This window comes from Aquirufa sp. 5-AUSEE-100C1, from assembly GCF_054558655.1.
The window spans coordinates 285,202-309,650 of record NZ_JBPXKO010000002.1 but is presented as its reverse complement, the minus strand read 5'-3'; the positions used below and the strand labels follow the sequence as shown (position 1 = coordinate 309,650).

The window sequence follows — 24,449 nt, the reverse complement described above, 5'->3', positions numbered from 1 at the left end:
ATTAAACTTGGGCCTTCAGGAAATGTACGATAACTTCCAATCCTCGTTCAAAATGATCATTATTGGGAATAACAATGTCACAAGATCGCTTATGCGGTCGGATGAATTGCTCGTACGTCGGCTTTACGTGGTATTTCCAGCGGTACATGACATCTTGTAAATCATAGCCGCGCTCCTCGTTATCGCGCTTGATGCGGCGTTTTAATTTCACCTTATCCTTCGCATCGATGAAGATCTTCAAATCCAATAATTTGGCAACTTCCGGAAAATGAAAGACGAAAATACCTTCCACTACCAAGATCTTACGTGGGTGGAAATGCAATAAGTCGGGAACTTTCGATGTATTGTTAAAGGTATACTCTGGACGTGAGACAACCTCGCCAGCCCGTAATTTCTCGACATCCGCTGCGAAGGCTTCATCATCAATCGCACCCGGTAAATCGAAATTTTCAATTCCGTTGTGGTCCTTCGTTTGCTCGTGGATCGGTCGGTAGTAATTATCCTGGGACAATAGACAAATCTCATCCGCCTGGAATTGCTCCATCAAGCGCTTCAAAAACAACGTCTTCCCAGACGCACTGCCTCCCGTAATTCCGATGATAAATGGTTTGTCGATGTTGCTCATATAGGCCACAAATTTGCGAAAAGCATCGCTAGGAATCAAGCCTCCCGACTGAATTTTAGGTATTCAGCTTCCTGATCTTTCTTGCAGCGTCGCATTACTTTCATGTCGATGGATTCAAATAGGGCAATCAATTCATCTGCTCGAAACAATTTCTTGCCACATCCTTCATGTATTTCACCGGTTAATATTTCCTCCACGACCACGCTGCCGCCCTCTTTTAATACCCGATTGATTTCCTGTAAAACGGCAGACGGATGATCCATTTCATGTAAGCTATTCAACAACCAAATTTGGTCCACCGATTCACGCCCCAAAGGAATATTCATGGCATCCGCATGAAATAGTTGAATGGGACTCGTAAGTCTTTGGTCGAATTGCTTTTCGAAATAAACGATCGTCTCGTCGATGTCGGCCCGGTTTAAGACATGGGTATTGGAGTCCAAAAGTAACAATTCCCCTGCCTCGTTTTGGATGACCTGATTAATCTCCCACCAGCCGGCTCCGCAGCCTAGGGATAGGATGCAATCATCGGCCGACCATTCTCCCACCTCGAATAAACTTTTCTCCATGCAGCAAATTATCAATTCTGTTTATCTTTGACAAAAAAAGAATCCAATGGCTCGTTTTATTGCACCCACCGCTAGCGTCATGGGACGCGTGAAAATCGGAAATGATGTAAGCATCTGGTACGGCGCCGTCGTACGCGCGGATGTGGAGGAAATCCACCTCGGCGAAGGCTGCAACATCCAAGATAATGCCGTTTTACACGCCGATGAGGGAGATAAAACCATCATTGGGCCTCGCGTAACGGTGGGTCATTCCGCCATTGTTCACGGTGCGGAAATTGGAGAAGGTTCATTGATTGGCATGCATGCCACGGTTTTAAATCGGGCCAAAGTGGGCAAATGTTGTTTAATCGGCGCCCATGCGCTTGTGACCACCGGGATGGAAATTCCGGATTATTCCCTGGTTTTGGGTAGTCCAGCCAAAGTGGTAAAAACCCTCAACCCCGAGCAAATCGAGGCCTTGAAATATGGGGCAGACCATTACATTAAGATGGGTGCCAAACACGCCGCCGGCGAATTTCCATTGATTAAGTCATGATCGAACTGATCCTCATCCGACATGCGCATGCGGGCCCCTATACCTTGCCCGATGAAGCCCGAAAGCTTTCGTCGCAGGGTTTGGAGGAGGCGCGCCAACTGAAGCCTAAATTGAAAGGAATGCCAGAAGGACATTGGTTGGTTTCTTCCGTTGTAAGGACCCGACAAACCTTTGAGCTGATCAGTGAATCAAGCGCGGAATTTTCAGAGTCTTGGTACCATGCTTCGGGTCCGGCTTATTTGGAAATGATTCAGGAACGAGGAGAAAAGGTGATTTATTTGGTGGCTCACAATCCGTCGATATCGTATTTAGCCTCTTATTTTTCCGGGGAACAAATTCAGATGGAGACAGCCAATTGCGTACATTTGCAATGGCCTACGCTCGATTCCTGGAAAGAAGTCACCCGCGGCAGTGCCATCGTTCAAACACGTATCTAATATGAAGAATCAAAAAATATTCCGTTGGGTCATTATCCTATTCACCCTATTGATGATCGGTTTGGCGATCGATATGGCGCGGAATACCACGGCGCCGTGGAACAAGAAGAAAGAGGTTAGAGGTAAGAGGTAAGAGGTAAGAGGTAAGAGGTTTGACTTTCTGTTCGGAGGATGTTCATACACCTCTAACCTCTTACCTCTAACCTCTAATGTATGGTTGCAAAAAAGACGCGAAGTATCGCGTCTCTACATTCTAATAACCAACCTCTTACCTCTAACCTCTAATGTATGGTTGCAAAAAAGACGCGAAGTGTCGCGTCTCTACATTCTAATAACCAACCTCTTACCTCTAACCTCTAATGTATGGTTGCAAAAAAGACGCGAAGTGTCGCGTCTCTACAGTCAAAAGTCCAAAGTCTAAAGTCTAAAGTCTAAAGCACTGATTGTATATGCTTCAAGTGATGCACAGAGTGCCAAGCATAAATCCCTAACACGCGATCCAATGGATAGCTAATTCCACGCTCCGGGTGGAAATAAGTCTTTGACCAATCCGATTCTTGCATCGTCTTCATCAAATATACCCAACGCAAGTGGATGTATTTGATTCCCTCGATCGACCACTGAATAGGTGCCTCGTTGCCATCAGGCATTTCTGCCCACGTGTTTTCATCGTAGGGTTTGATGGTTGGGTTGTCTTCCGTCAAGGCCATCTTGAAACGGATGTACGAATTAATGTGGCTGTCGTAGAGGTGGTGGATGACCTTGCGGGCCGACCAGCCTCCTTCGCGGTAGGGTTTCTCCAAAAGCGTTTCATCAACACCGTCTAGCAAAGCTGCCAATTGTCCCGGAAGATCCTCGATGGTTTTAATCCACTCCGCACGCAATTCCGGTGAGATGATTTCGGGTGCAGAAAATTTACCAATTGGGTATTGTAGCGGATTGAGTTCCATGTTAATTCGTATAAAATGCGGTGATATCTGCCCCCGCTTGACGCGTATGAGCAATCAAGGGATGTACTCCCTGATGGATACTATCTAATAATTCTTTGTGGCTGTCTTTGGCCAACTGCGCCGTGTGCAATACATATTCGATTTCTCCCTCCTCTACTTCCAATGCCACAACTACCTTGTAGGCCTGATTTCCCAAAGCCGCTAGTCGGGCAGCTTCCTGTTTTGCAGCCTCAAAACTCGTCTCTAAGTTGTTGATATCTACCTGAATCAATACAGCTTCCTGCGATTTTTTCAAGTCAATCAGTGTGCGAATTTCTTTATCCAATCCCTCCAATAACTTGCGGAAGATGTGGTAATTCTTTCCATTGCGCATGCGCTCACGAATCGATTGGCGAATGAAATACGTAATCGAATCGGTTACACTTAAACCAATTTCCGCCATCTGCTTGAAAATCAAGGATGTGGGCGACATGCCCGGAATCGTATTCGGATCATGCAGAACAACCGTTCCATCCGACCGTAAAAATCCATCGATACGCGTGCAAACCCCGAATCCTAAATCATCAAAGGCTTGCTTCACCTGTGCCTGAATTTGCTGCAAGTGTTGCAAGGACGCATCCATCGGGATACGTTTACGCGTTAATTTCGATTTGTATTTGGCGTTGAAATCAAAGACTTCCACCGACTCGTCAATGACAATCTCCGTAGGCGGCAAGGCAACTGATTCCCCTTTCGGCGTTTGAATAACCCCACAACTAAATTCATTGCCGTTCACAAAGGCCTCCAACAACACCGCATCCTCCGAGTGCATCGAATGTATGCTTGCCTTGGTGACCGTATGCACAAAATATTCTTTCAACGCGGCCAATAATTCCACCGGATGAACATAAACCTGGTGATTAAATCGAACCGGGAAACCAATTCCCTCGTCCAGATTCACCATTTTTTGTAACAATTCAATTTGCTGTTCGTCCGAATAAGTGATCCAATCCTCGCGGTAAATCTCCTGAATGAACAAACATTTTTTTATCGCCTGGTCAAAGACTTCCAAGGAATCCTCCTTCACAAATGCCAAACCTATTGAAGATCCCTGATGCGGCGCTTTGGCCACAAACGGGATACCGATGGCCTTTTTGACTTGCTCGAATAAGGTCTCCCGACCGTATGCTTCGTAGTCGGCACGCTGCAACACGAAATATTTTTTATCGAGGCCGACGCTTTTGGCCAACCAATCATTCTGCTTCACCTTGTCGATTCCGATCGACGAACCCAATACACTCGGACCCGAATAGGGAATGTTAAACCACTCCAACAATCCTTGAATGCTGCCATCTTCTGCTCCGGGTCCGTGCATCGCAATAAATGCGAAATCGATGTGCTTCGCGAAATCGGATGGGTTTAGGACGGTTCCGATTTCCGCCAACATGGCCGAGTAATCGTTGATGTCCGTCAAGGATTCCGTGTAAACCGAGAAAGGAGCTCGTTGGTAGGAAAGGGGAGGAAAGAAGTTACGAATGGCTTCTTGGTAAATTAATTCCTCCTTGATGAGGATGAAATTTCCGAGTCCATCGACAAATATTGGTACGGGTGTGAATAGGGCTTTGTTGATGTGTGCCATGGCGGTTTTCCCGCCGGCAAAACTGATCTCACGCTCGCGCGCCTGTCCACCAAAAAATATTCCTATACGCATCATTCTATTTTGATTTCTTCTACGGCCTTGATTTCGGGTACATCGCGACGAATGGCCTCTTCTACACCGGCACGAAAGGTCATGGCCGACATGTTGCAAGATTGGCAATTACCCACCAAGGCTAATTTTAAAATATTGTCCGTCGTAATTTCGACGATTTCCACATTGCCTCCATCAGCCGCCAAATAGGGTCTAATCCCATCAAGGGCTGTTTGGATTTTTGAATAGAGTGGGTGATTTTCCATGTGCTTATTTTGCGTTATTGATCGCGATTTGTTGCGCCAAATTCGCCGCTATTTTTCCAAATGCCTCCGAGGTTGGGCCTTCTTCCGCTGCGATCGGTTTCCCTGCATCGCCCGCTTCCCGAATGCCTTGTACCAAGGGTACTTCGCCCAAGAAAGGCACATCGTATTTTGTTGCTAATTCCTTTCCGCCGTCTTTGCCAAACAAATAGTATTTGTTGTCGGGCAATTCCGCCGGTGTGAAATAAGCCATATTTTCAACCAATCCCAAAATAGGGACATTGATTCCATTTTGCTTAAAGAATTGCAAGCCTTTGGTCGCATCGGATAAGGCTACTTTTTGAGGTGTTGTGACAATCACCGCGCCGGTCAATTTAATTAATTGAACCAAAGTCAAGTGAATATCCGAGGTTCCCGGAGGTAAATCGATTAATAGATAATCCAATTCATCCCAGTTGGTATCTCCAAAAAACTGGCGCAAAGCCTGCGTCATCATCGGTCCACGCCAAGGTACTGGACTTTCTGTCGGGGCTAAAAAGCCCATGGAAATTAATTTAATGCCGTATTGGTTGATCGGTTGGATGCGATTCTTGCCATTTACTTCTTGCACCAATGGCTGCATATCTTCCGCCCCAAACATCACCGGTATCGATGGACCGGAAATATCCGCATCCAAAATACCTACTTTGGCACCTGCCTTCTTCAAGGCCATCGCCAAGTTCGCCGTTACGGTCGATTTTCCTACGCCACCCTTACCCGAAGCCACCGCGATCACGTTCTTCACTCCTGGAATCAAGGGATCCTGTTGTTGTAAAGTCGTTACCTCGGCCGTCATGTTGATGACAACCTTTAAATCTGGATGCACCAATTTCTGAATGGCATCCACACAATCTTGTCTGATTTTCTCCTTCAATGGGCAGGCCGGTGTCGTTAACACCACCGTGAAGCGAACTTCCCCTACGCCCAATTCGATATCCTTTATCATACCCAAGGTCACCAAATCCTTTTTCAAGTCGGGCTCCTGTACCGTGCTCAAAGCACCTAATATGATTTCTTTTGTTACACTTAATTCTCCCATAATGCGTTCTTGCCTTTCAAACTTCAAATATAGGGCTTTGTATTAAGATAAGGCCAAAATTTGTTGGTCTATTTTTGCCAATAATTTGCTCGAATCAATCCCCGATTGATCCTTCTCCACTTCTTTCCGCAATCGCTTTAGCACTTCCACATGCTGCGCGTTTTGCAAGGGATGCGGACGATGTTGCAAGGTGTTATGGATTTCCTGCCATCTTTTGGCGATTTCCAACATGGAATCATCGAAATGCGTGATTTTAAATCGCTCGTAAATGTAATTCACGGCTTGGTCGGTCGGGTGAATTAAATCTGCCTGATAAAAGCGGTAATCCCGTAATTCATCCATCATGATTTCGTAGGCCGGGAAATAGCTGACCTGTTCCGGAAATTTTTGGGCCAATTGGTCCGCTGCCAAACGCAAAATGGCCTTCGAAACCGAATTTTCGGGCATCCCATCCCGTGTATGTCGAACCGGTGAGACACTAATGATGACTTTTAGGAAGGGTCTCTTACGGAGAAATTCCTCGTATACCGCACATATTTCTTCTACGCTGCTCAAATGCTTTGTAAAGCGTGCAGGTAATTGTTTGTGGCAATTCGCAATCGCTCTTCCGAGTACTTTGTCTTCGTAATAATAGGCAGTTCCCCAGGTGATAACCAAAAATTGACTCGCCTTTAAAAACTCGAGCGTATTCGTTTTTAAGGTATTTAGTTGGGCCAAAAACGACGTGGAGTCTGCTCCCATGAATTGGGAATGGAAGTCGGGATGCACAAAATTATCCCCTTGCTTATACAACTCCTCCTCCTTCAATTCCTGCGGCTGCAATGAGCGAAGGATATTCAATGGGTGGAAGAGTGTTCCCATGGCCTGGCTAGAGACCTTCAATGGTAAATCGGCTAAACGATTTCCCATGTTTTCCGCAAAGCAAGACCCGATGCAAAGGATTTGATTCTCGGCGCGGATGGGGTAGGGAGAACGGGGGATGGAGAAGGTGGTGGTGAGTTTCATGTTATTTGTGGCGGCGGGATATTTTTGTAGAGACGCGATGTATGCAACGCTGTTTTTGTAGAGACGCGATACCTCGCGTCTTATTGTTTTTTTGTAGAGACGCGATACTTCGCGTCTTTTTGTTAAATATTTAGACGCGAGGTATCGCGTCTCTACAATTTGTTTTTGCAAAGACGCGAGGTATCGCGTCTCTACATTTGTTTTTTTTGCAAAGACGCGAGGTATCGCGTCTCTACATTTGTTTTTTTTGCAAAGACGCGAAGTATCGCGTCTCTACAATTTGTTTTTTTGCAAAGACGCGAAGTATCGCGTCTCTACAATTTGTTTTTGCAAAGACGCGAGGTATCGCGTCTCTACAATTTGTTTTTTTGCAAAGACGCGAAGTATCGCGTCTCTACAATTTGTTTTTTTGCAAAGACGCGAGGTATCGCGTCTCTACAATTTGTTTTTTTGCAAAGACGCGAAGTATCGCGTCTCTACATTTGTTTTTTTTGCAAAGACGCGAAGTATCGCGTCTCTACAATTTGTTTTTGCAAAGACGCGAGGTATCGCGTCTCTACAAACTTTTCGCCCAGCGATTCATTTTGTTTTCCATGACATCCAAAGGCATGTTGCCATCCTTTAGGATCTCATCGTGGAAATCGGATAACTTGAATTTCGTGCCGAGTTCCTTGCTCAAACGCTCACGGATCTCCCGGATTTTCAAGGCCCCAATCTTATAGGATAGCGCTTGCGCGGGAATCGCCATGTAACGCTCGATTTCGGCGATGGTGCCTTCTTCGCTCAGCGGTTCGTTGTCCATCATGTACTTGATGGCTTCCTCGCGTGTCATGTTTTTCGAGTGCATACCCGCATCCACCACCAAACGAATGGCACGGTGCATTTCATCACCCAAGGCGCCCATGTATTGATAAGGATCCGTGTACAATCCCAATTCTTTCCCTAGACTTTCGGTATACAATGCCCAACCTTCTGCGTAGGCCGAATTACCTCCGAATCGACGGAATTTGGGTAATTGACTATTTTCTTGTTGGAGACTCACCTGGTAATGATGCCCTGGAATCGCCTCATGTAAGAATAAACTCTCCATGCCGGATGTCGTATTGAATTTGGTCGCATCTAAAATGGGCACATAAAAAATACCTGGACGTGTCCCATCTTCCGATCCTTGGAAATACTCCGCCGATGCCGATGCCGCACGGAATGCCTCCGTTTGACGAATCTCGAATGGCGTTTTCGGTACTCTTCCAAACATCGTTTTTAATGCCGGTTCCATCTTCTTGTGAATGGCATGAAATGCCGCTAACACTTCAGCTGGCGTTTTGTAAGGCGTGAATTTCTTGTCGGTCCGCATGTACTCAAAGAATGCTTTGAGGTCGCCTTGGAAGCCGACCGCCTGTTTGGTCTTTTCCATTTCGGTCCGAATGCGCTTTACTTCTGCTAAACCCGTTTGATAGATTTCATCGGCAGGTTTGTCGGTCGTCGTCAACACCCGAATCAAAAATTGATAATAGGCCGCACCATTCGGAATGCCCGAAATACCGGTTGTGGTCCGAGCTTTTGGAAGGTATTCCGTTTGCATGAATTGCGCTAAACGGGTGTAGGCTGGGATGATTTCCGACTGGATAATTTGGCTGTATTCTTTCGTGAATTTCTCCTTATCAGCTTCGGTGAAGTCTTTCGGGAATTTCGTTAATGGACCGTAGAAGGTACTCTGTTTGATGTCGGAAACATGAAAGGATTGCAATTGTGGAATTACTTTCACGACCAAAGCTTTTGGCAAAACCACATTGGCAGCCAACCCACGCCTGAAATAAACAATGCTTGAATCCAAGTAGGCTGCTCCCAAGTGCATCCGCTTCGCCCAGTTCTCGTAGTCTTTTTTGTTGGTGAATGGCTGCATTACTGAACCACTGCCCAACTGCGCGAAGGTTAGGTGAAAACCATAAAATTGGTTCAGGGGCATTAAATTGTCTTGGAACGTTAACCCTTCCAGGCCTAAATCGATGTCGCGCTTCAACATGTCATAGGTAATCTGGTCGTTGTCGTCCAAGGATTCGCGATTGATGTCCGACAGGCTTTTTTGCGTTTTTTCTAAAAGCGCCTTTACTTTCGCGCGGTGGGAATCGGTGAAGTCGATGCTCAACTGGTCATTGTAGCGGTTGTCGCCATTCGCGGTTGCCGAAACGGGATTGAGTTTTAATTGTTCTTCGTAGTAGTTGTCTACGAGTGTGCTGAGTTCTTTTTTGGCATCGCCTGATTTACAAGCTAGGAAGGCCAAAAGGCATAATAGATACGTGAGTTTTTTCATTTTGTTGATTTAGAATTTCGAATATAAAAAGAAAGGCGAACATCCCGTGCATGGTTCCTCGTTTTGTCCTTTTTCTACAAGATGGATTTCCATCAAAAATTCTATATTTGTGGTTTACCATTCATATCAACAACGTCTAAGCATTTATAAATTTATGTCACATAAGGGAGCTGAACGCGAACGACTGAGTCTTCGTAATGATAATAAAGGTTGGAAAAAGTGGGGGCCTTATTTGACAGAGCGTCAATGGGGCACGGTTCGTGAAGATTATTCAGCGAGTGGGAATGCCTGGGAGACGATTTCACACGACATGGCCCGTTCCAAGGCATACCGTTGGGGTGAGGAGGGAATTGGTGGTATCTCCGACAATAAACAACATGTTTGCTTTGCTTTTGCCTTCTGGAATCACCGGGATCATATCTTAAAAGAGCGCTTTTTTGGCCTTACGGGGAATGAATCGAATCACGGCGAAGACGTGAAGGAATTGTACTATTACCAAGATTCTACGCCGACGCACTCCTACCAAAAGATGCTGTACAAGTACCCGCAGCAGACTTTTCCCTATCAAAAACTCATCGATGAAAGCAAGAAACGCTCGCGTTTGGAGCCGGAATATGAGATTATGGATACAGGCGTTTTTGATAACAATGAGTTTTTCGACATCACCATGGAATATGCCAAAGGGGATGAACAAGATATTCTCATTCAAGTAACGGTGGAGAATCGTTCGAAGGTTGCCGCACCGATTACTGTTTTGCCGACTATCTGGTACCGGAATACCTGGTGCTGGGGATATGAAAATTACAACTACAAACCGATGTTGACGGGCGTAGGTCATTCGTTTATTGAGGTGGACCACCGCGTCGTGGGGCGTTTTAAGTTATATGCGGAAGAAGCGGATGAATTCTTGTTCTGTGATAATGAGACCAACTTTGAGCGTTTGCATGGTTCTGCGAACTTATCGCATTACACCAAAGATGGAATCAATGATTATGTCGTAAATAAAAACAAGCATGCCGTCAATCCGAATCATATTGGAACGAAGGCTTCGGTTCGTTATGCAGCGAAGATACCTGCGGGAGGCAAAAAGGTTTTTCGTTTGCGTTTGACGACTTTGACTTTACGTGAGCCCTTCGCGGATTTTGATGAAATCTACGCGGCGCGGTTGAGGGATGCCAATGATTTTTACGCCGATTTGCAAAAGGATATTCAAGATGATGGCTTGCGTAATTTGCAGCGTCATGCCTATGCGGGGATGTTGTGGACCAAACAGTGGTATTATTACAATGTTTTCGAATGGATCAAAGGTGATCCGGCCATGCCAAAACCGGATGCATCACGCAAGCACGGACGAAACAATACCTGGCGGCACATGTATGCGGCGAATATTCTTTCCATGCCGGACAAATGGGAATACCCATGGTTCGCAGCTTGGGATTTGGCTTTCCATACCTTGCCTTTGGCGCGTTTGGACCCGGATTTTGCGAAGCGCCAATTAGCCGTTATTCTGCGGGAATATTACATGCACCCGAATGGGCAGATTCCTGCCTATGAATGGTCATTCTCGGATGTGAACCCACCGGTTCATGCTTGGGCGACTTGGAAGGTGTATGAGATCGATAAGGAAATGAACGGGAAAGGGGACGTCGTCTTCTTGGAACGTATCTTCCATAAATTGCTCTTGAATTTCACCTGGTGGGTGAACCTGAAGGACGAGGGAGGAAACAACATCTTCGGGGGAGGTTTCTTGGGGATGGATAATATTGGGGTGTTTGACCGTTCGGCGCAATTGCCTACGGGTGGACACTTGGAGCAGGCCGATGGAACGGGTTGGATGGCGATGTACAGCTTAAACATGTTGCGCATAGCTTGTGAGATTGCCATTGAAAATCCGGTTTACCAGGATATGGCTTCCAAATTCTTTGAACACTTCTTGCACATTGCCGGTGCGATGCAGTCGATCGGTGGCGATAAATTGAATCTTTGGGATGAAGACGACCAATTCTATTATGACATGTTGCATAAGGAAGATGGTAGTGCGGAATTATTGAAGGTTCGTTCGATGGTGGGCTTGATTCCCTTGTTTGCGGTGGAGGTATTGACCTCAGAGATGTTGGAGAAATTACCAGCTTTCAAACGCCGAGTGGAATGGGTATTGAATAACCGTCCGGATTTGGCGAGTTTGATCTCTCGCTGGTATGAACCTGGAAAGGGGGAGACGCGTTTGCTTTCGATCCTGCGTGGTCACCGGATGAAGATGATTATGAAGCGGATGTTTGATGAGACGGAGTTTTTATCCGACTACGGAATTCGTTCGCTCTCCAAATATCACAAAGAGCATCCTTATAAATTTAATTATGAGGGAGGAACCTTGCAGGTGGATTACACGCCGGCGGAGTCGACGGGCAGTATGTTTGGGGGTAACTCCAACTGGCGTGGCCCGATTTGGTTCCCGATGAATTATTTGATTTTGGACTCCTTGAAAAAGTTCTCCGATTATTATGGTTCGGATTACGAGGTGGAATTCCCGACAAATTCCGGCGAAATGATGAATATCAAGGATGCCGCGGAAGGGGTTTCTCGTCGTTTATTGGCCATGTTTGTGCCGAACGAAAAAGGAGTTATTCCAATGTACGATGGGCATGAAAAGTTACATGCGGATTCTCATTTGTTCTTCGAGTATTTCGATGGGGATACGGGTAAAGGCTTAGGTGCGAATCACCAAACCGGTTGGACCGGCTTGATTTCAGAAATCATTCTTCAATTACATAAGAAATAATGCAAACAGCAGACGAACGCTTTGCGGCCTTGGGCCTTGAATTACCACCCGCCCCGAAACCTTTGGGAGTCTATAAGCCCGGTTTACAGGTTGGGGAGTTTTACTATGTTTCTGGTCATGGTCCGGTAAGGACGGATGCATCCTTGATTATCGGTCGGATCGGTGCGGAGCTGGATATCGAGGAGGGGAAACTGGCGGCCCAACAAGTAGGGCTGACGATTTTGGCGACCTTGAAGGCGCAATTGGGTTCCTTGAATCGCGTGAAGCGGGTGATTAAGGTGTTGGGGATGGTGAACGCGACGGATGATTTTTTGCGTCATCCGTATGTGATTAATGGTTGTTCGGAATTATTTGCCAAAGTCTGGGGTGATGAAAATGGCATCGGGGTTCGTTCCGCGGTGGGCATGGGAACCTTGCCGGATAATATTCCGGTGGAGATTGAGGCGATGTTTGAGTTAGACAGTTAAACGTGATCAATCACGTTTAACTGTCTAACAGTCGATAGTCTATTTGGCAAAACTTGTAGAGACGCGATACTTCGCGTCTTTTTCCCCATGATAATTTTGGTTTTATGATCCAACCCGGTTAGACGCGAGGTATCGTGTCTTTTTTGGGTACAGATTGTAGAGACGCGATACTTCGCGTCTTTTTTTCAATAATTATTACGGTTTTATAATCCAACCCGGTCAGACGCGAGGTATCGCGTCTCTACATGGGATTTGTTCAGACGCGAGGTATCGCGTCTCTACACGGGATTTGTTCAGACGCGAGGTATCGCGTCTCTACATGGGATATGGTTAGACGCGAGGTATCGCGCTTTTTTTATGAGTACGGATTGTAGAGACGCGATACTTCGCGTCTTTTTCCCTATGATAATTTTGGTTTTATGACCCAACCCGGTTAGACGCGAAGTATCGCGTCTCTACTATGCGGAGATTTCAAGCATTTTTTTGAGCGCCTTGTAGGCCGGTACGCGGATGGATTCCTCCAAATGAATTTCCGGCAATTCGTAATACAAGGCATTGTACAACTTCTCCAAGGTATTCATTTTCATGTAGGGACATTCGGAGCAGGCACAGGTATTTTGTTCGTTTGCCGGCGCGGGAATCAAATGCTTGTGCGGCACGGCTTGCTTCATTTTGTGCATGATACCAGCCTCGGTCGCTACGATGAAGGTTGAATTTGGAGAGGTTTCCACGTATTTCAACAGCGCGGTGGTAGAGCCCACGTAATCGGCTTCCTTCAAGATGACTTCTTTACACTCCGGGTGTGCGATTAATAAGGCATCTGGGTATTCCTTTTTCAAGGTCGCTAATTTTTCCAGGGAAATATCGATGTGCACCATGCAGGCGCCTTCCCAAAGAATCAATTCCCGACCCGTCTTGTGCGCCACATAGCGGCCTAAATTCGCATCCGGTGCGAAGATGATTTCACGATCTGCAGGGATGGACTCGACGATTTGAACCGCATTGGATGAGGTACAAATAATGTCGGTCATTGCCTTGATTTCCGCCGAGCAATTGATATATGATACCACGATGGCATTCGGGTGAGCAGCTTTGAGGGCCGCAAATTCCGAGGCTGGAACAGAGTCTGCCAACGAACATCCCGCGTTGAAATCGGGAACAACAACTTTCTTGGATGGGTTTAGAATCTTAGCTGTTTCTCCCATGAAATGCACGCCGCAAAATACGATCAAATCGGCTTCCGTTTTTTCTGCCGCTTGGGAGAGTCCGAGGGAATCGCCAACATAGTCGGCCAATTCCTGAATTTCCCCATCCACGTAGTAATGCGCTAAAATGACTGCATTTTTCTCCTTTTTGAGGCGTTGAATTTCGGTAATCAGCTCGACGCCTTTGGGAGTGGAGCGGGCAATGTAGCCCACGGAGGTTGCTTCGTCTACTAGATTCATTTCGCTTTCAGGCTTAAGTCTAAACTTTTCACTTGGTGGGTTAAGGCACCCACCGAAATATAATCAACTCCGGTTTCGCCAAAGGCGCGGAGTGTTTTCTCATTAATACCGCCAGAGGCTTCTGTCGGGAAGCGACCGTCTATTTTTCGGATCGCTGCGCGGAGGCGTTCCGGGTTGAAATTATCCAACATGATTCGCTTTACGCCACCGATTGCCAAGACCTCATCCAATTCGCTCTCATTTCTGACCTCGATCATGATGTCCAAAGGCACTGATCGTTGGGCATTATAAGTAAATGCTTTTTCCAGGGCATTTTTAATTCCACCCGCAAAATCCACGTGGTTGTCCTTGATTAAAATCATGTCAAACAAACCATACCGGTGATTTACCGCGCCGCCGATCTTGCAGGCCCATTTTTCCGCCAAACGGAAGTTGGGCGTCGTCTTGCGCGTATCCAATAATTTAGCTCTCGTCCCTTCCAAGATATTGACCATGGAACGGGTGTAGGTTGCAATCCCCGACATCCGTTGCATGCAATTTAAGACCAATCGCTCGGCTTTGAGGATGGATTGAGAGGAGCCGTGCACTTCCAAGATCACCTGACCCACTTCGATCCAGGTGCCATCTTGAATGAAGACATCTACTTGTAGTGTGGGGTCAACTTCCTTGAAAATGGCTTGGGCTAATTCAACGCCTGCCAATACGCCTCGGTCTTTCACGAGCAATTGAGCCGTTCCTTTGGCATCCGCAGGCACCGTGGAAAGGGAGGTGTGGTCACCATCGCCGATGTCTTCCTGAAGGGCAGCTTGGATGAACGCTTGGATGTAAGACGGTTCTAAATAATTGAACATGCGTTTTTTTTGGAAGGACAAATTTACGAAAATTCTATTCGGAATTGATTTCTAAGAAAATTATCCTATTTTTGCTCCCTATCATGCAAAAGAAGGTCAATATTTTCCACTTATTGTTGTTTATGCCCGTGCTTTTTTGGCTCGTGGCAAAGCCAATATCCTTGGTGAAGGCCGATACCGCGCATGTCAAAACGGAGAAACAACAAAAGACTATTCAAGTTGCGGAGCAGCATGTTTACCAAACAAGCTCTAGCACCCAGCTCGATTTTCCTCAGGATTTTGTCTTCCCAAGCCTTCAAGTAGTCATTGCGAAGGTTTCCAATGTGTCCATTAAATTGCCGACCGTTATTCATCGGACGCAATTCATGCGAATTCTCTTGACGCAATTCATCGCCACGTTGGCGCCATGAAAGATCAGGGGTCAGTAGGCAGTAGTCAGTAATCAGTGGTCAGAAGTCTATTATCCAACGTCTAAGGTCTAACGTCCAAGGTCCAACGTCCAATGTCCAACGACCAAGGTCCAATAGAATATTTACAATTTATTATTTTCAATTTAACTTAAAGTTATGCGTTACAAAAGTGCCATTATTTGGCTGTCAACAATTATTTCAGCCTTATGTATTTTCTTCCTATCGTTTACGTGGAAGTCAAATCAAATTAAAGAACAAGCGATTAAGTATGCGACTTTGGCGGATGGAAAAGTAGATCCAGCGAAGCGTTTACATTTTATCGATTCGCTTTGGAAGCAACCGGTTTACATCGGTTATACGTTACAAGAGGTGACTCAATATGCCTTGCAAAAGGGTCTTGACTTGGAAGGTGGTTTACACGCGGTATTAGAGGTATCTCCCGTAGAGATTTTGCGTGCGCTATCAGGCCAGTCGAACGATCCAAACTTCGAGAAGGCTTTAGCGGAAGCAAGTGCTGCGCAAGCGACTTCGACGTCTTCGTTCAATGAATTGTTTTATGAGGCATTCGCTCGTATTGCTCCCAAACAATCGTTGGCATCTATTTTCTCTAACTCGGTGAACCGTGGAAAGATTTCATCTACTTCTTCGGATGCGCAAGTGAAGCGTGTGATTGATGCGGAGATCGACGGAGCGGTGGATCGTGTTTATAAGATTATCCAAGCGCGTATTGACAAGTTTGGGGTTGCGAATCCAAACATTCAGCGTTTGCCAGGTTCAAACCGTATCCAAGTGGAGTTACCTGGTGTGGAGAACCCAGAGCGTGCGCGTAAATTATTATCGGGTGCAGCGAAATTAGAATTCGTTGAGTGTTATGAATTGAATGAGTACGGTGCAGGTTTAAATGCCCTAGGTGCTTTGTTGGATCGTGAGGCAAAAGCTCCAAAAGTTGCTTCTCCAGCGGCGGCTCCAGCGGCGAAAGATACGGCTGCGAATGCATTGGCATCTCAATTAGCTGCTCCAGCGAAAGATTCAGCAGGAAAGGCGAAGGCTGATACTTCCGGTACGGCTTTGACGAAATTGTTCATTCAAATGGGCAATGGTATCGGTGTGTATGTAAAAGATACAGCGCGTGTGAACGCTTTGTTCCGTCGTTCGGATGTAAAAGGATTCTTCCCAGCGAATATCAAGTTTGCTTGGGCGGCGAAAGGCGTGCCTGCAACCAACGGGGATGAGATTTTAGCATTAGAAGCATTGAAGCAAGCAGAGGGTCAAAAAGCTCCATTAGAGGGTGATGTGATCACGGATGCGGCTCAAGATTTTGACCAAACAGGTCGTGCGGAAGTAACGATGTCAATGAACGGAACAGGTGCTCGTATCTGGAAGAACTTGACAGGCGCGAACATCGGTCGCCGCATTGCGATTGTATTGGATGGTTATGTGTATTCAGCACCGGTGATCAACGGGGAGATTCCAGGTGGTCGTTCATCGATCTCAGGTAGCTTCACGGTGGAAGAGGCAAAAGACTTAGCGAACGTATTGAAGGCGGGTAAATTGCCAGCGCCAACACGTATCGTGGAAGATGCATTCGTAGGTCCGTCATTAGGAGCGGAGGCAATCAACCAAGGATATATGTCGATGTTGTTAGGCTTATTGTTGGTGATTGTGTTCATGGTAGGTTATTATGGCTCACCGGGTTGGATGGCTAATTTGGCCTTGTTCTTCAACGTATTCTTTATCGCGGGTGTGTTAGTTCAAATCCAAGCGGCTTTGACTTTACCAGGTATCGCGGGTATCGTGTTGACCTTGGGTATGGCGGTGGATGCCAACGTACTAATCAACGAACGTATTCGTGAGGAATTGAAGTCGGGCAAAGGCTTGTTGGACGCGATCAACGTGGGTTACGAAAAGGCATTAAGTGCGATTTTGGATGGTAACATTACGACGATTTTGATTGGTGTGATTTTGATCATCTTCGGTTCGGGTTCGGTAAAAGGATTCGGTGTGACTTTATGTATCGGTTTGGTGACGTCGGTATTTACGGCGGTATATATCTCTCACTTATTGGTTGAGTGGATGGCGAAACGTGCGATCAAGGCAGGTAAGGAGAAGGAGATGACGTTTGAGACATTTATCTCACGTGATTTGTTCAAAGGAATGAACTTCGACTTTATCGGAAAGCGTAAGTATTCGTACTGGTTCTCTTGGTTGTTAATCGCAGCGGGAGCGATTGTGGTGATTATGCAAGGAGGTTTCAACTTGGGTGTCGACTTCAAAGGTGGACGTTCATACGTCGTTGAGTTCAACCAAGCGGTACCGACAGATAAGGTAAAAGAAGCCTTGACAGATGATTTCGGTGGCAAAGGCGTGGAGGTGAAGACTTTCAACGGCGCGACGAAATTGAAGGTGACTACGTCTTATTTAGTGGAAGATGAGTCGATTAAGGCGAACCAAACTGTTCGTACGGCTTTGGAGACGGGATTGAAAGAGTTTGCTTCGGCATCACCACGTGTGGTATCGGAGTCGAAGGTAGGAGCAACGGTAGCGGATGATATCTTGATGCAATCGTTTGTGTCGATTTTCTATGCTTTGATTGCGATCTTTATCTACATCTTGATTCGTTTCCGTAAGTGGCAGTATTCATTGGGTGGTATTGTAGCCTTGTTGCACGATACGCTTGTGGTATTGGGTATGGTAGGAATCGTTCGTTTGTTCGGTTTCGAATTAGAGGTTGACCAAGTATTTATTGCGGCGGTATTGACGGTGATCGGTTATTCGATTAACGATACTGTGGTTGTATTTGACCGTATCCGTGAGGAGATCGGTGTGGATCCAGATTTAGGTAATAAGGCCTTGATGATTAAGACCATCAATGAGTCAATTAACCATACGATGTCACGTACGGTGATGACGGCGACTACTGTATTCTTGGTAGTAACGGTGTTATTGATCTTCGGAGGTGATGTGTTACGTGGATTCTCGTTTGCGATGTTTATCGGTGTTGTTTTTGGTGCATATTCGTCTATTTTTGTAGCGGCGCCAATCGTAATCGACCTCGGAACATCTTCTAAACCCAAGAAATAAGTTCAAATGCCGGTTGTTCGAAGGGATGACCGGCATTTATATTTTCCAACAAATTAATCAACTATGAACAACAGTATCTGGAGAAAGAAACCCATGCACATGTTTGAGCAAGACATGCAAAAAAGCGAGCTCAAGCGGGTATTGGGCAAATGGAGTCTAACAGCGATCGGTATCGGTGCGATTATTGGTGGGGGTGTTTTTGTATTAACAGGAACGGCTGCACACTTTCACGCGGGTCCGGCTTTGGCGATTTCATTCATTATTGCGGGTATCGGATGTATTTTCGCCGCGCTTTGTTATGCTGAATTTGCGGCGATGTTGCCGGTTGAGGGTAGTGCTTATGCATACGCTTACGGGACAGTCGGTGAATTATTTGCCTGGATTATCGGTTGGGGCTTAATCCTCGAATACGCCATGGGTGCCATGACGGTAGCCGTATCGTGGTCGGGTTATTTCAATAAGCTCTTGCACCTCTTTGGCTTACATCTTCCGGAGAACTTAACGAATGACCCGGTGTCTTATGGTGGCGCGGCGGTGAATTTACCAGCCTTGGTGATTGTGTGGTTTGTGACTTGGATCTTAGTAAAAGGGATTAAAGAAGCGGCGAGTGCGAACAACATGATTGTGATCTTGAAGGTGGCGGTGATTTTGTTTGTGATCATCATGGGTGCGTTTTACATCAATGTGGAAAACTGGACACCGTTTATTCCTGCTGAATCATTGGTAGAGCATGAGAATGGCGAGATGTTGCCAGCGTATGGCTGGGGTGGTATCATCTCGGGTGCTTCGGCGATTTTCTTTGCCTACATTGGATTTGATGCGGTGTCTACCCAAGCGGGTGAGGCGATCAATCCGAAGAAAGATATGCCCTTTGCGATCATTGCGTCGTTGTTGATCTGTACGATTTTATACATCGCGGTATCCTTGGTATTAACGGGGATGTTGAACTACAAGGACATCACGGGCGATGCGTTAAAGGCACCGGTGGCGTATGCATTTGATGTAGCGGGACAGCCTTGGGCGGTATTCGTGATTACGGCAGCGGCGACGGCAGGTTTGCTTTCGGTGATGTTGGTGATGATGTTGGGCCAAACGCGTGTTTTCCTAGGCATGGCGAAGGATGGTTTATTGCCAGGTTTCTTTGCGGAGGTTCACCCGACCTTCAAGACGCCTTGGAAATCGACGATCTTAGTAGGAGCGGTGGTATCTGTTGTAGCAGGTTTTACACCGATTTCATTACTGGGTGATATGACGAGTTTCGGTACTTTGTTTGCCTTTACGATGGTGTGTTTAGCGGTTTGGATTTTACGTTTCCGTGATCCGGGTCGTGATCGTCCATTTAAGGTTTCAGGATTGAACATCGTGGCACCGTTGGGTATCTTGGTGAATACCTTCTTGATTTTGAATTTAGGGCGTACGGCACAAATCTTCGCATTAGCGTGGTTGGTGTTCGGTTTGGTGGTGTACTTCTTGTACGGCCGACCGAAGTCGCACTTGAATACGAGAGAGTAAATGAAAAGCCCCTGATGAAGGGGCTTTTTTGTTTTTGTGTAGAGACGCGATACTTCGCGTCTATTTTGATTTTGTGTAGAGACGCGACACCTCGCGTCTATTTTGATTTTGTGTAGAGACGCGATACTTCGCGTCTTTTTTGTTTTTGTGTAGAGACGCGATACTTCGCGTCTATTGTTTTTTAAGACGCGAAGTATCGCGTCTCTACAATTAGGTATCGCGTCTCTACAGAATTGCCTAAGCGATTTTTTTGGCGTATTTTTGCAGCTTGATTTATCATTATGCAAAAGCTTGACGCGGAAATTGCCAAACGACGGACCTTTGGTATCATCTCTCACCCCGATGCGGGAAAAACAACCCTAACGGAGAAATTGCTTCTTTTCGGAGGGGCGATTCAAACGGCCGGGGCGGTAAAATCGAATAAGATTAAGAAGGGGGCGACCTCCGACTTCATGGAAATCGAGCGCCAAAGAGGTATCTCGGTCGCGACGTCCGTGATGACCTTTGAGTACAATGATGTGAAAATCAACATCCTGGATACGCCGGGTCACAAGGACTTTGCGGAGGATACTTATCGGACCTTGACGGCTGTGGATTCAGTGATCTTGGTGATCGACTGCGTGAAGGGTGTCGAGGAACAAACGGAGCGTCTGATGGAGGTGTGTCGCATGCGCAAGACGCCGGTGATTATCTTTATCAATAAGATGGACCGCGAGGGCCAAAACCCGTTTGATCTTCTCGATGAATTAGAGCAAAAATTAGGAATCTCGGTTCGTCCCTTAACTTGGCCGATCAACATGGGCCAAAACTTCAAGGGCGTTTATCATTTGCTTGATCGTTCCCTGAATTTGTTCTCGGCAAATAAAACGAAGATTGAAAAGAATGTGGTTTCGGTGGATATTGCGACGCCGGAATTGGATGCACGCGTGGGTGAACGGGATGCCAATCAATTACGCGAGGATGTGGATTTGATTGAGGGCGTTTACGAACCCTTTGATCGCGAGGATTATTTGAGTGGTGACTTGGCACCGGTGTTCTTTGGTTCGGCGGTAAACAACTTCGGTATTCAGGAACTCTTGGATACCTTTACCAAAATCGCTCCACCTACCCAAGCCCGTGGGACCGATGTGCGTGTCGTGGAACCGAATGAGAAGAAATTCACTGGTTTTGTGTTTAAGATTCACGCGAATTTGGACCCCAAACACCGAGATCGAATTGCCTTTTTACGGATCTGTTCTGGGGTTTTTCAGCGCAATACCTTTTACCAACATATTCGATTAAAGAAAAATGTTCGTTTCGCGAATCCCTACAATTTCATGGCTCAAGATAAAGAGGTCGTGGAAGAGGGTTTTCCGGGCGACGTAATTGGTTTATATGATACGGGTACCTTTAAGATTGGCGATACGCTGACGGAAGGCGAAGTGATGAATTACCAAGGTATTCCGAGCTTCTCGCCGGAGATCTTTAAGGAACTCATCAACTTGGATCCGATGAAGGCAAAGCAATTGGAAAAGGGAATTGACCAATTAACCGATGAGGGTGTTGCTCAATTATTCACGCAGCCTCAACTCGGTAATCGCAAGATTGTGGGTACGGTGGGTGATCTACAATATGAGGTTATTCAATACCGTTTGGAGCACGAGTATGGCGCAAAATGTCGCTTTGATGGCATGTCGGTGACCAAGGCTTGTTGGATTACTTCCGAGGACCCGAAAAAACTCCAAGAATTCGTGCGCCTAAAAGGCCAAAACATCGCCCAAGACAAAGACGGTAACTATGTGTTCCTCGCGGAATCCGATTGGATTCTTCGCATGAATCAGACGAATAATCCGGAGATTGAATTCCACTTTACGAGTGAGTTTAAGTTAGCGTAGAGATGTAGAGACGCGATACCTCGCGTCTTTTTTATGTCAGACGCGAAGTATCGCGTCTCTACATTATTTGAGTTTATTTATTTTCTCTTGAAACTTTCTGCTAGCCTCGTGAAAATATTGGAGTATTTCTTCGTGGGTAAGACCTTCCAACTCCTTGTTGATTTTAGTTCTAACTCGTCGGACAGATTTCACGCAATCATATCCTTTGATTGTATCTTCGGAGGTTTTCATAGAATTTCTCTTGGAGATTTTATGGTGATTTGGGTTAATCCATGCAGTGAATTTACATGATTGTATCCTTGAATTCTATTCGAATTTACGATATGTTTAAAATTCCAACTTACGAGTAAATCTGCATGATAAATTGTTGCGATTGCGATATGTGTGCAATCCTCTCTACTTGTCTTCCCTACTACTTTTTGATTTATATATTCTTCAGCCAAATTTATAACTTGTTGGTTTATGACTAACCTCTCCCTGAATTTTGAAGGTAAATTTTTTAAAAGATTGTGTACATGAGTTGGAGCCGGGTATAATTCCCTTTCAGTTAATTCTGAGTACAAACAAATCATTTTACCTGCTCTTACCTGGTTGAAAAGTAAATGCGTTTCAATTGAAAATTCATCATCAAAATATCCGCCAAATATTGAAGTGTCAAAATAGCATCGTTGAATCATGCCTGGTTTTTTTAGGCAAGTTCCAATCATTTTAGGCGACGAGAATGGCTAAAACTGATAATGAAAATCGGGTTATTGATTAATTTTATCAGTCAATTGAAAACAAAAAAAAGACGCGAAGTATCGCGTCTCTACAAGATGGTGTTTTAAAAGACGCGAAGTATCGCGTCTCTACAATAACCCCAAATCCTTCTGTATCACCCCCACCTTCTCCTGCAAGGCCGCGAAGGTCTTGTCGAAATCAGTAGCTGAGGCTAATGGGGCATTTACCGATACGTAGAACTTAATCTTCGGTTCCGTTCCCGATGGACGGGCGGAGACTTTTGATCCGTCTGCGAGGATGAGTTGGATCACGTTGGAGGCTTCGATGCCACGGCCAACGGCGATAGGCGTTTGGATGCCCGTCAACAGGTCTGTGGAAACTAGTCCTTCGTAGTCCAATACCGTTACCGGTTTAGACCCCGCTACCGAGGCAGGAACATTCGAACGCAAATTGATCATCATTTGCTTGATTTCCTCGGCACCGGCTTTACCTTTTTTGGTAAGGGAGATTAGGCCCTCGTAGTAGAAATTATTCTCGATGTACATCTCGGCCAAGAAGTCGAACAAAGACTTCCCTTGGTCTTTCGCATAAGCCGTCAATTCCGCAATCATGGCACATGAGGCCACCGCATCCTTGTCGCGCACCGCATCGCCGATCAGGTAGCCATACGACTCCTCGCCACCGCCGATGAACTTCTCCTTGCCCTCCAACTCGCGAATAACTTGCGCGATGTATTTAAATCCGGTCAAGGTATTGTAACATGGCACACCCTTGGACGCACACATTTTATCAATCAAATCCGTGGTGACAATCGTTTTGGCAACGAATTCATTGCCTTTGAGATCTGTGACCTTCAACAAGTAATACAGGATCAAACTCGCCATTTGGTTCCCATTCAAGAGTACCCATTCGCCATGTTGGTTCTTCACGGCAGCCCCCACGCGATCCGCGTCCGGGTCCGTCGCAATCACCAAATCCGCATCAATCGCCTTCGCCTTATTCAAGGCCAAAGTCATCGCCTCCTTTTCCTCCGGATTCGGATATACGACCGTTGGGAAATTTCCATTCGGAATTGCTTGTTCCTCCACGACCGTCACCGCCTCAAAACCCAAGGATTCCAGGGCTTTGGGTACCAAGGTAATGCCCGTTCCGTGAATTGGTGAGAAGACAATTTTTAAATCCTTTTGACGCTGGATCACCTCCGGCTTGCGGCAATTGGCCTGAATGGTTTTTAGGTAAGCCGCGTCGATCGACTCGTCCAACAGATGTAATAAGGCATCATTGCCCTCAAATTTAATTTCAGATACGGATGAAATGGCATTCACCTCCGCCACGATGTTTTTGTCGTGCGGGGCAACCACCTGCGAACCGTCCGCCCAATAAGCCTTGTAGCCATTGTATTCCTTCGGGTTGTGGGATGCGGTGATTACCAAACCGGCTTGACAGCCCAACTCGCGTACGGTGAAAGATAGCTGCGGCGTAGGACGCAAAGCAGGGAAGAGGTAAACTTCGATTCCGTTAGCCGTAAAGATATTCGCCGCGTTCCGCGTGAATTCCGGGGAATTGTTCCGAGAATCGTGCGCGATGGCGACCTTGATTTTTTGTCCCGGCAGACATTTGTTTAGGTAATTGGCAAAACCCTGTGTCGCTGCACCCACCGTGTATTGGTTCATGCGGTTACAACCCACACCCATCTCGCCGCGCATACCGCCGGTTCCGAATTCCAGCGATTTGTAGAAGGAATCCGTCAAAGCGGTTTGTTCACCGGCTGCGATGAGGGCTTGAATTTGGGATTTGGTTTCGGCGTCGTAGGGGCCGTTTAACCATTGGTCGATGTTTGCTTGGGTTGTTGCGTCAAATGTCATATC

The 24,449-nt window shown here is 46.2% G+C and carries 21 protein-coding genes; 9 read left to right on the top strand and 12 right to left on the bottom strand.

Features of this window, described 5'->3' with window-relative positions; all coding sequences use genetic code 11:
* Window position 1: 1 nt before the first annotated feature.
* A complete protein-coding gene (gene udk, locus ACMH5P_RS05200; RefSeq protein WP_459493275.1) occupies window positions 2–625 on the bottom strand; it encodes a uridine kinase in 624 nt (207 codons plus the stop codon).
* A gap of 35 nt (window positions 626–660) precedes the next feature.
* Complete coding sequence (locus tag ACMH5P_RS05195) at window positions 661–1,194, bottom strand: class I SAM-dependent methyltransferase (protein WP_459493274.1); 534 nt, start codon at window positions 1,192–1,194, stop codon at window positions 661–663.
* A gap of 46 nt (window positions 1,195–1,240) precedes the next feature.
* Between ACMH5P_RS05195 and ACMH5P_RS05190 the strand changes: the two genes are divergently transcribed.
* The 3 genes from ACMH5P_RS05190 to ACMH5P_RS05180 are packed head-to-tail and all read left to right on the top strand — an operon-like array spanning window position 1,241 to window position 2,299.
* Window positions 1,241–1,729 carry a gamma carbonic anhydrase family protein gene (locus ACMH5P_RS05190; RefSeq protein WP_459493273.1) on the top strand — a complete coding sequence of 163 codons (489 nt, stop codon included), beginning with the start codon at window positions 1,241–1,243 and terminating at the stop codon, window positions 1,727–1,729.
* Complete coding sequence (locus ACMH5P_RS05185) at window positions 1,726–2,166, top strand: SixA phosphatase family protein (RefSeq protein ID WP_459493272.1); 441 nt, start codon at window positions 1,726–1,728, stop codon at window positions 2,164–2,166. Before ACMH5P_RS05190 ends, ACMH5P_RS05185 begins: the two co-directional genes overlap by 4 nt.
* Before the next feature lies 1 nt (window position 2,167).
* Window positions 2,168–2,299, top strand: a complete 132-nt coding sequence (locus ACMH5P_RS05180) for a hypothetical protein (protein ID WP_459493271.1) — start codon at window positions 2,168–2,170, stop codon at window positions 2,297–2,299.
* Between the two features lie 298 nt (window positions 2,300–2,597).
* Here ACMH5P_RS05180 and ACMH5P_RS05175 read toward each other — a convergent pair whose 3' ends face one another.
* The 6 genes from ACMH5P_RS05175 to ACMH5P_RS05150 form a co-directional block, all read right to left on the bottom strand.
* A complete protein-coding gene (locus ACMH5P_RS05175; RefSeq protein ID WP_459493270.1) occupies window positions 2,598–3,116 on the bottom strand; it encodes a YfiT family bacillithiol transferase in 519 nt (172 codons plus the stop codon).
* Between the two features lies 1 nt (window position 3,117).
* The gene (locus tag ACMH5P_RS05170; RefSeq protein ID WP_459493269.1) at window positions 3,118–4,809 is read right to left on the bottom strand and encodes a D-alanine--D-alanine ligase family protein; all 1,692 of its coding nucleotides are present in this window, start codon (window positions 4,807–4,809) and stop codon (window positions 3,118–3,120) included.
* The gene (locus ACMH5P_RS05165) at window positions 4,806–5,051 is read right to left on the bottom strand and encodes a NifU family protein (RefSeq protein ID WP_459493268.1); all 246 of its coding nucleotides are present in this window, start codon (window positions 5,049–5,051) and stop codon (window positions 4,806–4,808) included. The genes ACMH5P_RS05170 and ACMH5P_RS05165 overlap by 4 nt, the downstream gene beginning before the upstream one ends.
* Before the next feature lie 4 nt (window positions 5,052–5,055).
* Complete coding sequence (locus tag ACMH5P_RS05160) at window positions 5,056–6,126, bottom strand: Mrp/NBP35 family ATP-binding protein (protein WP_459493267.1); 1,071 nt, start codon at window positions 6,124–6,126, stop codon at window positions 5,056–5,058.
* Between the two features lie 42 nt (window positions 6,127–6,168).
* Window positions 6,169–7,131 carry a GSCFA domain-containing protein gene (locus ACMH5P_RS05155; protein WP_459493265.1) on the bottom strand — a complete coding sequence of 321 codons (963 nt, stop codon included), beginning with the start codon at window positions 7,129–7,131 and terminating at the stop codon, window positions 6,169–6,171.
* Between the two features lie 556 nt (window positions 7,132–7,687).
* Window positions 7,688–9,442, bottom strand: a complete 1,755-nt coding sequence (locus tag ACMH5P_RS05150) for a DUF885 domain-containing protein (RefSeq protein WP_459493264.1) — start codon at window positions 9,440–9,442, stop codon at window positions 7,688–7,690.
* Window positions 9,443–9,596: 154 nt separating this feature from the next.
* Between ACMH5P_RS05150 and ACMH5P_RS05145 the strand changes: the two genes are divergently transcribed.
* Both ACMH5P_RS05145 and ACMH5P_RS05140 read left to right on the top strand, forming a co-directional pair.
* Window positions 9,597–12,221 (top strand): MGH1-like glycoside hydrolase domain-containing protein, encoded by a 2,625-nt coding sequence (locus tag ACMH5P_RS05145; RefSeq protein WP_459493263.1) that lies wholly within the window; start codon window positions 9,597–9,599, stop codon window positions 12,219–12,221.
* Window positions 12,221–12,688 (top strand): RidA family protein, encoded by a 468-nt coding sequence (locus ACMH5P_RS05140; RefSeq protein ID WP_459493262.1) that lies wholly within the window; start codon window positions 12,221–12,223, stop codon window positions 12,686–12,688. Before ACMH5P_RS05145 ends, ACMH5P_RS05140 begins: the two co-directional genes overlap by 1 nt.
* 458 nt (window positions 12,689–13,146) lie before the next feature.
* On the opposite strand, the gene nadA is transcribed toward ACMH5P_RS05140, so the two are convergent.
* Both nadA and nadC read right to left on the bottom strand, forming a co-directional pair.
* On the bottom strand, window positions 13,147–14,133 hold the full coding sequence (gene nadA, locus ACMH5P_RS05135; protein WP_459493261.1) for a quinolinate synthase NadA: 987 nt from the start codon (window positions 14,131–14,133) through the stop codon (window positions 13,147–13,149).
* Entirely contained in the window at window positions 14,130–14,984 is an 855-nt protein-coding gene (gene nadC / locus ACMH5P_RS05130; protein WP_459493260.1) for a carboxylating nicotinate-nucleotide diphosphorylase, read from the bottom strand. The genes nadA and nadC overlap by 4 nt, the downstream gene beginning before the upstream one ends.
* A gap of 83 nt (window positions 14,985–15,067) precedes the next feature.
* Here nadC and ACMH5P_RS05125 point away from each other — a divergent pair, with 83 nt between their 5' ends.
* From ACMH5P_RS05125 to ACMH5P_RS05110, 4 genes are all read left to right on the top strand, one after another.
* Window positions 15,068–15,394: a hypothetical protein gene (locus ACMH5P_RS05125; protein WP_459493259.1), complete on the top strand. Its 327-nt coding sequence runs from the start codon at window positions 15,068–15,070 to the stop codon at window positions 15,392–15,394.
* Between the two features lie 156 nt (window positions 15,395–15,550).
* Window positions 15,551–18,475: a protein translocase subunit SecDF gene (gene secDF, locus ACMH5P_RS05120; RefSeq protein WP_459493258.1), complete on the top strand. Its 2,925-nt coding sequence runs from the start codon at window positions 15,551–15,553 to the stop codon at window positions 18,473–18,475.
* 63 nt (window positions 18,476–18,538) lie between these two features.
* Window positions 18,539–19,987 carry an APC family permease gene (locus ACMH5P_RS05115; RefSeq protein ID WP_459493257.1) on the top strand — a complete coding sequence of 483 codons (1,449 nt, stop codon included), beginning with the start codon at window positions 18,539–18,541 and terminating at the stop codon, window positions 19,985–19,987.
* A gap of 281 nt (window positions 19,988–20,268) precedes the next feature.
* Complete coding sequence (locus ACMH5P_RS05110) at window positions 20,269–21,861, top strand: peptide chain release factor 3 (RefSeq protein ID WP_459493256.1); 1,593 nt, start codon at window positions 20,269–20,271, stop codon at window positions 21,859–21,861.
* Window positions 21,862–22,088: 227 nt separating this feature from the next.
* On the opposite strand, the gene ACMH5P_RS05105 is transcribed toward ACMH5P_RS05110, so the two are convergent.
* The gene (locus ACMH5P_RS05105) at window positions 22,089–22,538 is read right to left on the bottom strand and encodes a PIN domain-containing protein (RefSeq protein WP_459493255.1); all 450 of its coding nucleotides are present in this window, start codon (window positions 22,536–22,538) and stop codon (window positions 22,089–22,091) included.
* Window positions 22,539–22,709: 171 nt separating this feature from the next.
* Window positions 22,710–24,446, bottom strand: coding sequence for a phospho-sugar mutase (locus ACMH5P_RS05100; protein WP_459493254.1), 1,737 nt, complete (start codon window positions 24,444–24,446; stop codon window positions 22,710–22,712).
* Window positions 24,447–24,449: the final 3 nt, after the last annotated feature.

Bases quoted from the DNA above. Each gene is read 5' to 3' on its own strand.
- ACMH5P_RS05105 (WP_459493255.1), bottom strand. From the start codon at position 22,538: ATGATTCAACGATGCTATTTTGACACTTCAATATTTGGCGGATATTTT.
- ACMH5P_RS05190 (WP_459493273.1), top strand. From the start codon at position 1,241: ATGGCTCGTTTTATTGCACCCACCGCTAGCGTCATGGGACGCGTGAAA.
- ACMH5P_RS05150 (WP_459493264.1), bottom strand. From the start codon at position 9,442: ATGAAAAAACTCACGTATCTATTATGCCTTTTGGCCTTCCTAGCTTGT.
- ACMH5P_RS05185 (WP_459493272.1), top strand. From the start codon at position 1,726: ATGATCGAACTGATCCTCATCCGACATGCGCATGCGGGCCCCTATACC.
- ACMH5P_RS05180 (WP_459493271.1), top strand. From the start codon at position 2,168: ATGAAGAATCAAAAAATATTCCGTTGGGTCATTATCCTATTCACCCTA.
- ACMH5P_RS05175 (WP_459493270.1), bottom strand. From the start codon at position 3,116: ATGGAACTCAATCCGCTACAATACCCAATTGGTAAATTTTCTGCACCC.
- ACMH5P_RS05125 (WP_459493259.1), top strand. From the start codon at position 15,068: ATGCAAAAGAAGGTCAATATTTTCCACTTATTGTTGTTTATGCCCGTG.
- udk (WP_459493275.1), bottom strand. From the start codon at position 625: ATGAGCAACATCGACAAACCATTTATCATCGGAATTACGGGAGGCAGT.
- ACMH5P_RS05170 (WP_459493269.1), bottom strand. From the start codon at position 4,809: ATGATGCGTATAGGAATATTTTTTGGTGGACAGGCGCGCGAGCGTGAG.
- secDF (WP_459493258.1), top strand. From the start codon at position 15,551: ATGCGTTACAAAAGTGCCATTATTTGGCTGTCAACAATTATTTCAGCC.
- nadC (WP_459493260.1), bottom strand. From the start codon at position 14,984: ATGTTCAATTATTTAGAACCGTCTTACATCCAAGCGTTCATCCAAGCT.
- ACMH5P_RS05100 (WP_459493254.1), bottom strand. From the start codon at position 24,446: ATGACATTTGACGCAACAACCCAAGCAAACATCGACCAATGGTTAAAC.
- ACMH5P_RS05195 (WP_459493274.1), bottom strand. From the start codon at position 1,194: ATGGAGAAAAGTTTATTCGAGGTGGGAGAATGGTCGGCCGATGATTGC.
- ACMH5P_RS05165 (WP_459493268.1), bottom strand. From the start codon at position 5,051: ATGGAAAATCACCCACTCTATTCAAAAATCCAAACAGCCCTTGATGGG.
- ACMH5P_RS05110 (WP_459493256.1), top strand. From the start codon at position 20,269: ATGCAAAAGCTTGACGCGGAAATTGCCAAACGACGGACCTTTGGTATC.
- ACMH5P_RS05115 (WP_459493257.1), top strand. From the start codon at position 18,539: ATGAACAACAGTATCTGGAGAAAGAAACCCATGCACATGTTTGAGCAA.
- nadA (WP_459493261.1), bottom strand. From the start codon at position 14,133: ATGAATCTAGTAGACGAAGCAACCTCCGTGGGCTACATTGCCCGCTCC.
- ACMH5P_RS05160 (WP_459493267.1), bottom strand. From the start codon at position 6,126: ATGGGAGAATTAAGTGTAACAAAAGAAATCATATTAGGTGCTTTGAGC.
- ACMH5P_RS05140 (WP_459493262.1), top strand. From the start codon at position 12,221: ATGCAAACAGCAGACGAACGCTTTGCGGCCTTGGGCCTTGAATTACCA.
- ACMH5P_RS05155 (WP_459493265.1), bottom strand. From the start codon at position 7,131: ATGAAACTCACCACCACCTTCTCCATCCCCCGTTCTCCCTACCCCATC.
- ACMH5P_RS05145 (WP_459493263.1), top strand. From the start codon at position 9,597: ATGTCACATAAGGGAGCTGAACGCGAACGACTGAGTCTTCGTAATGAT.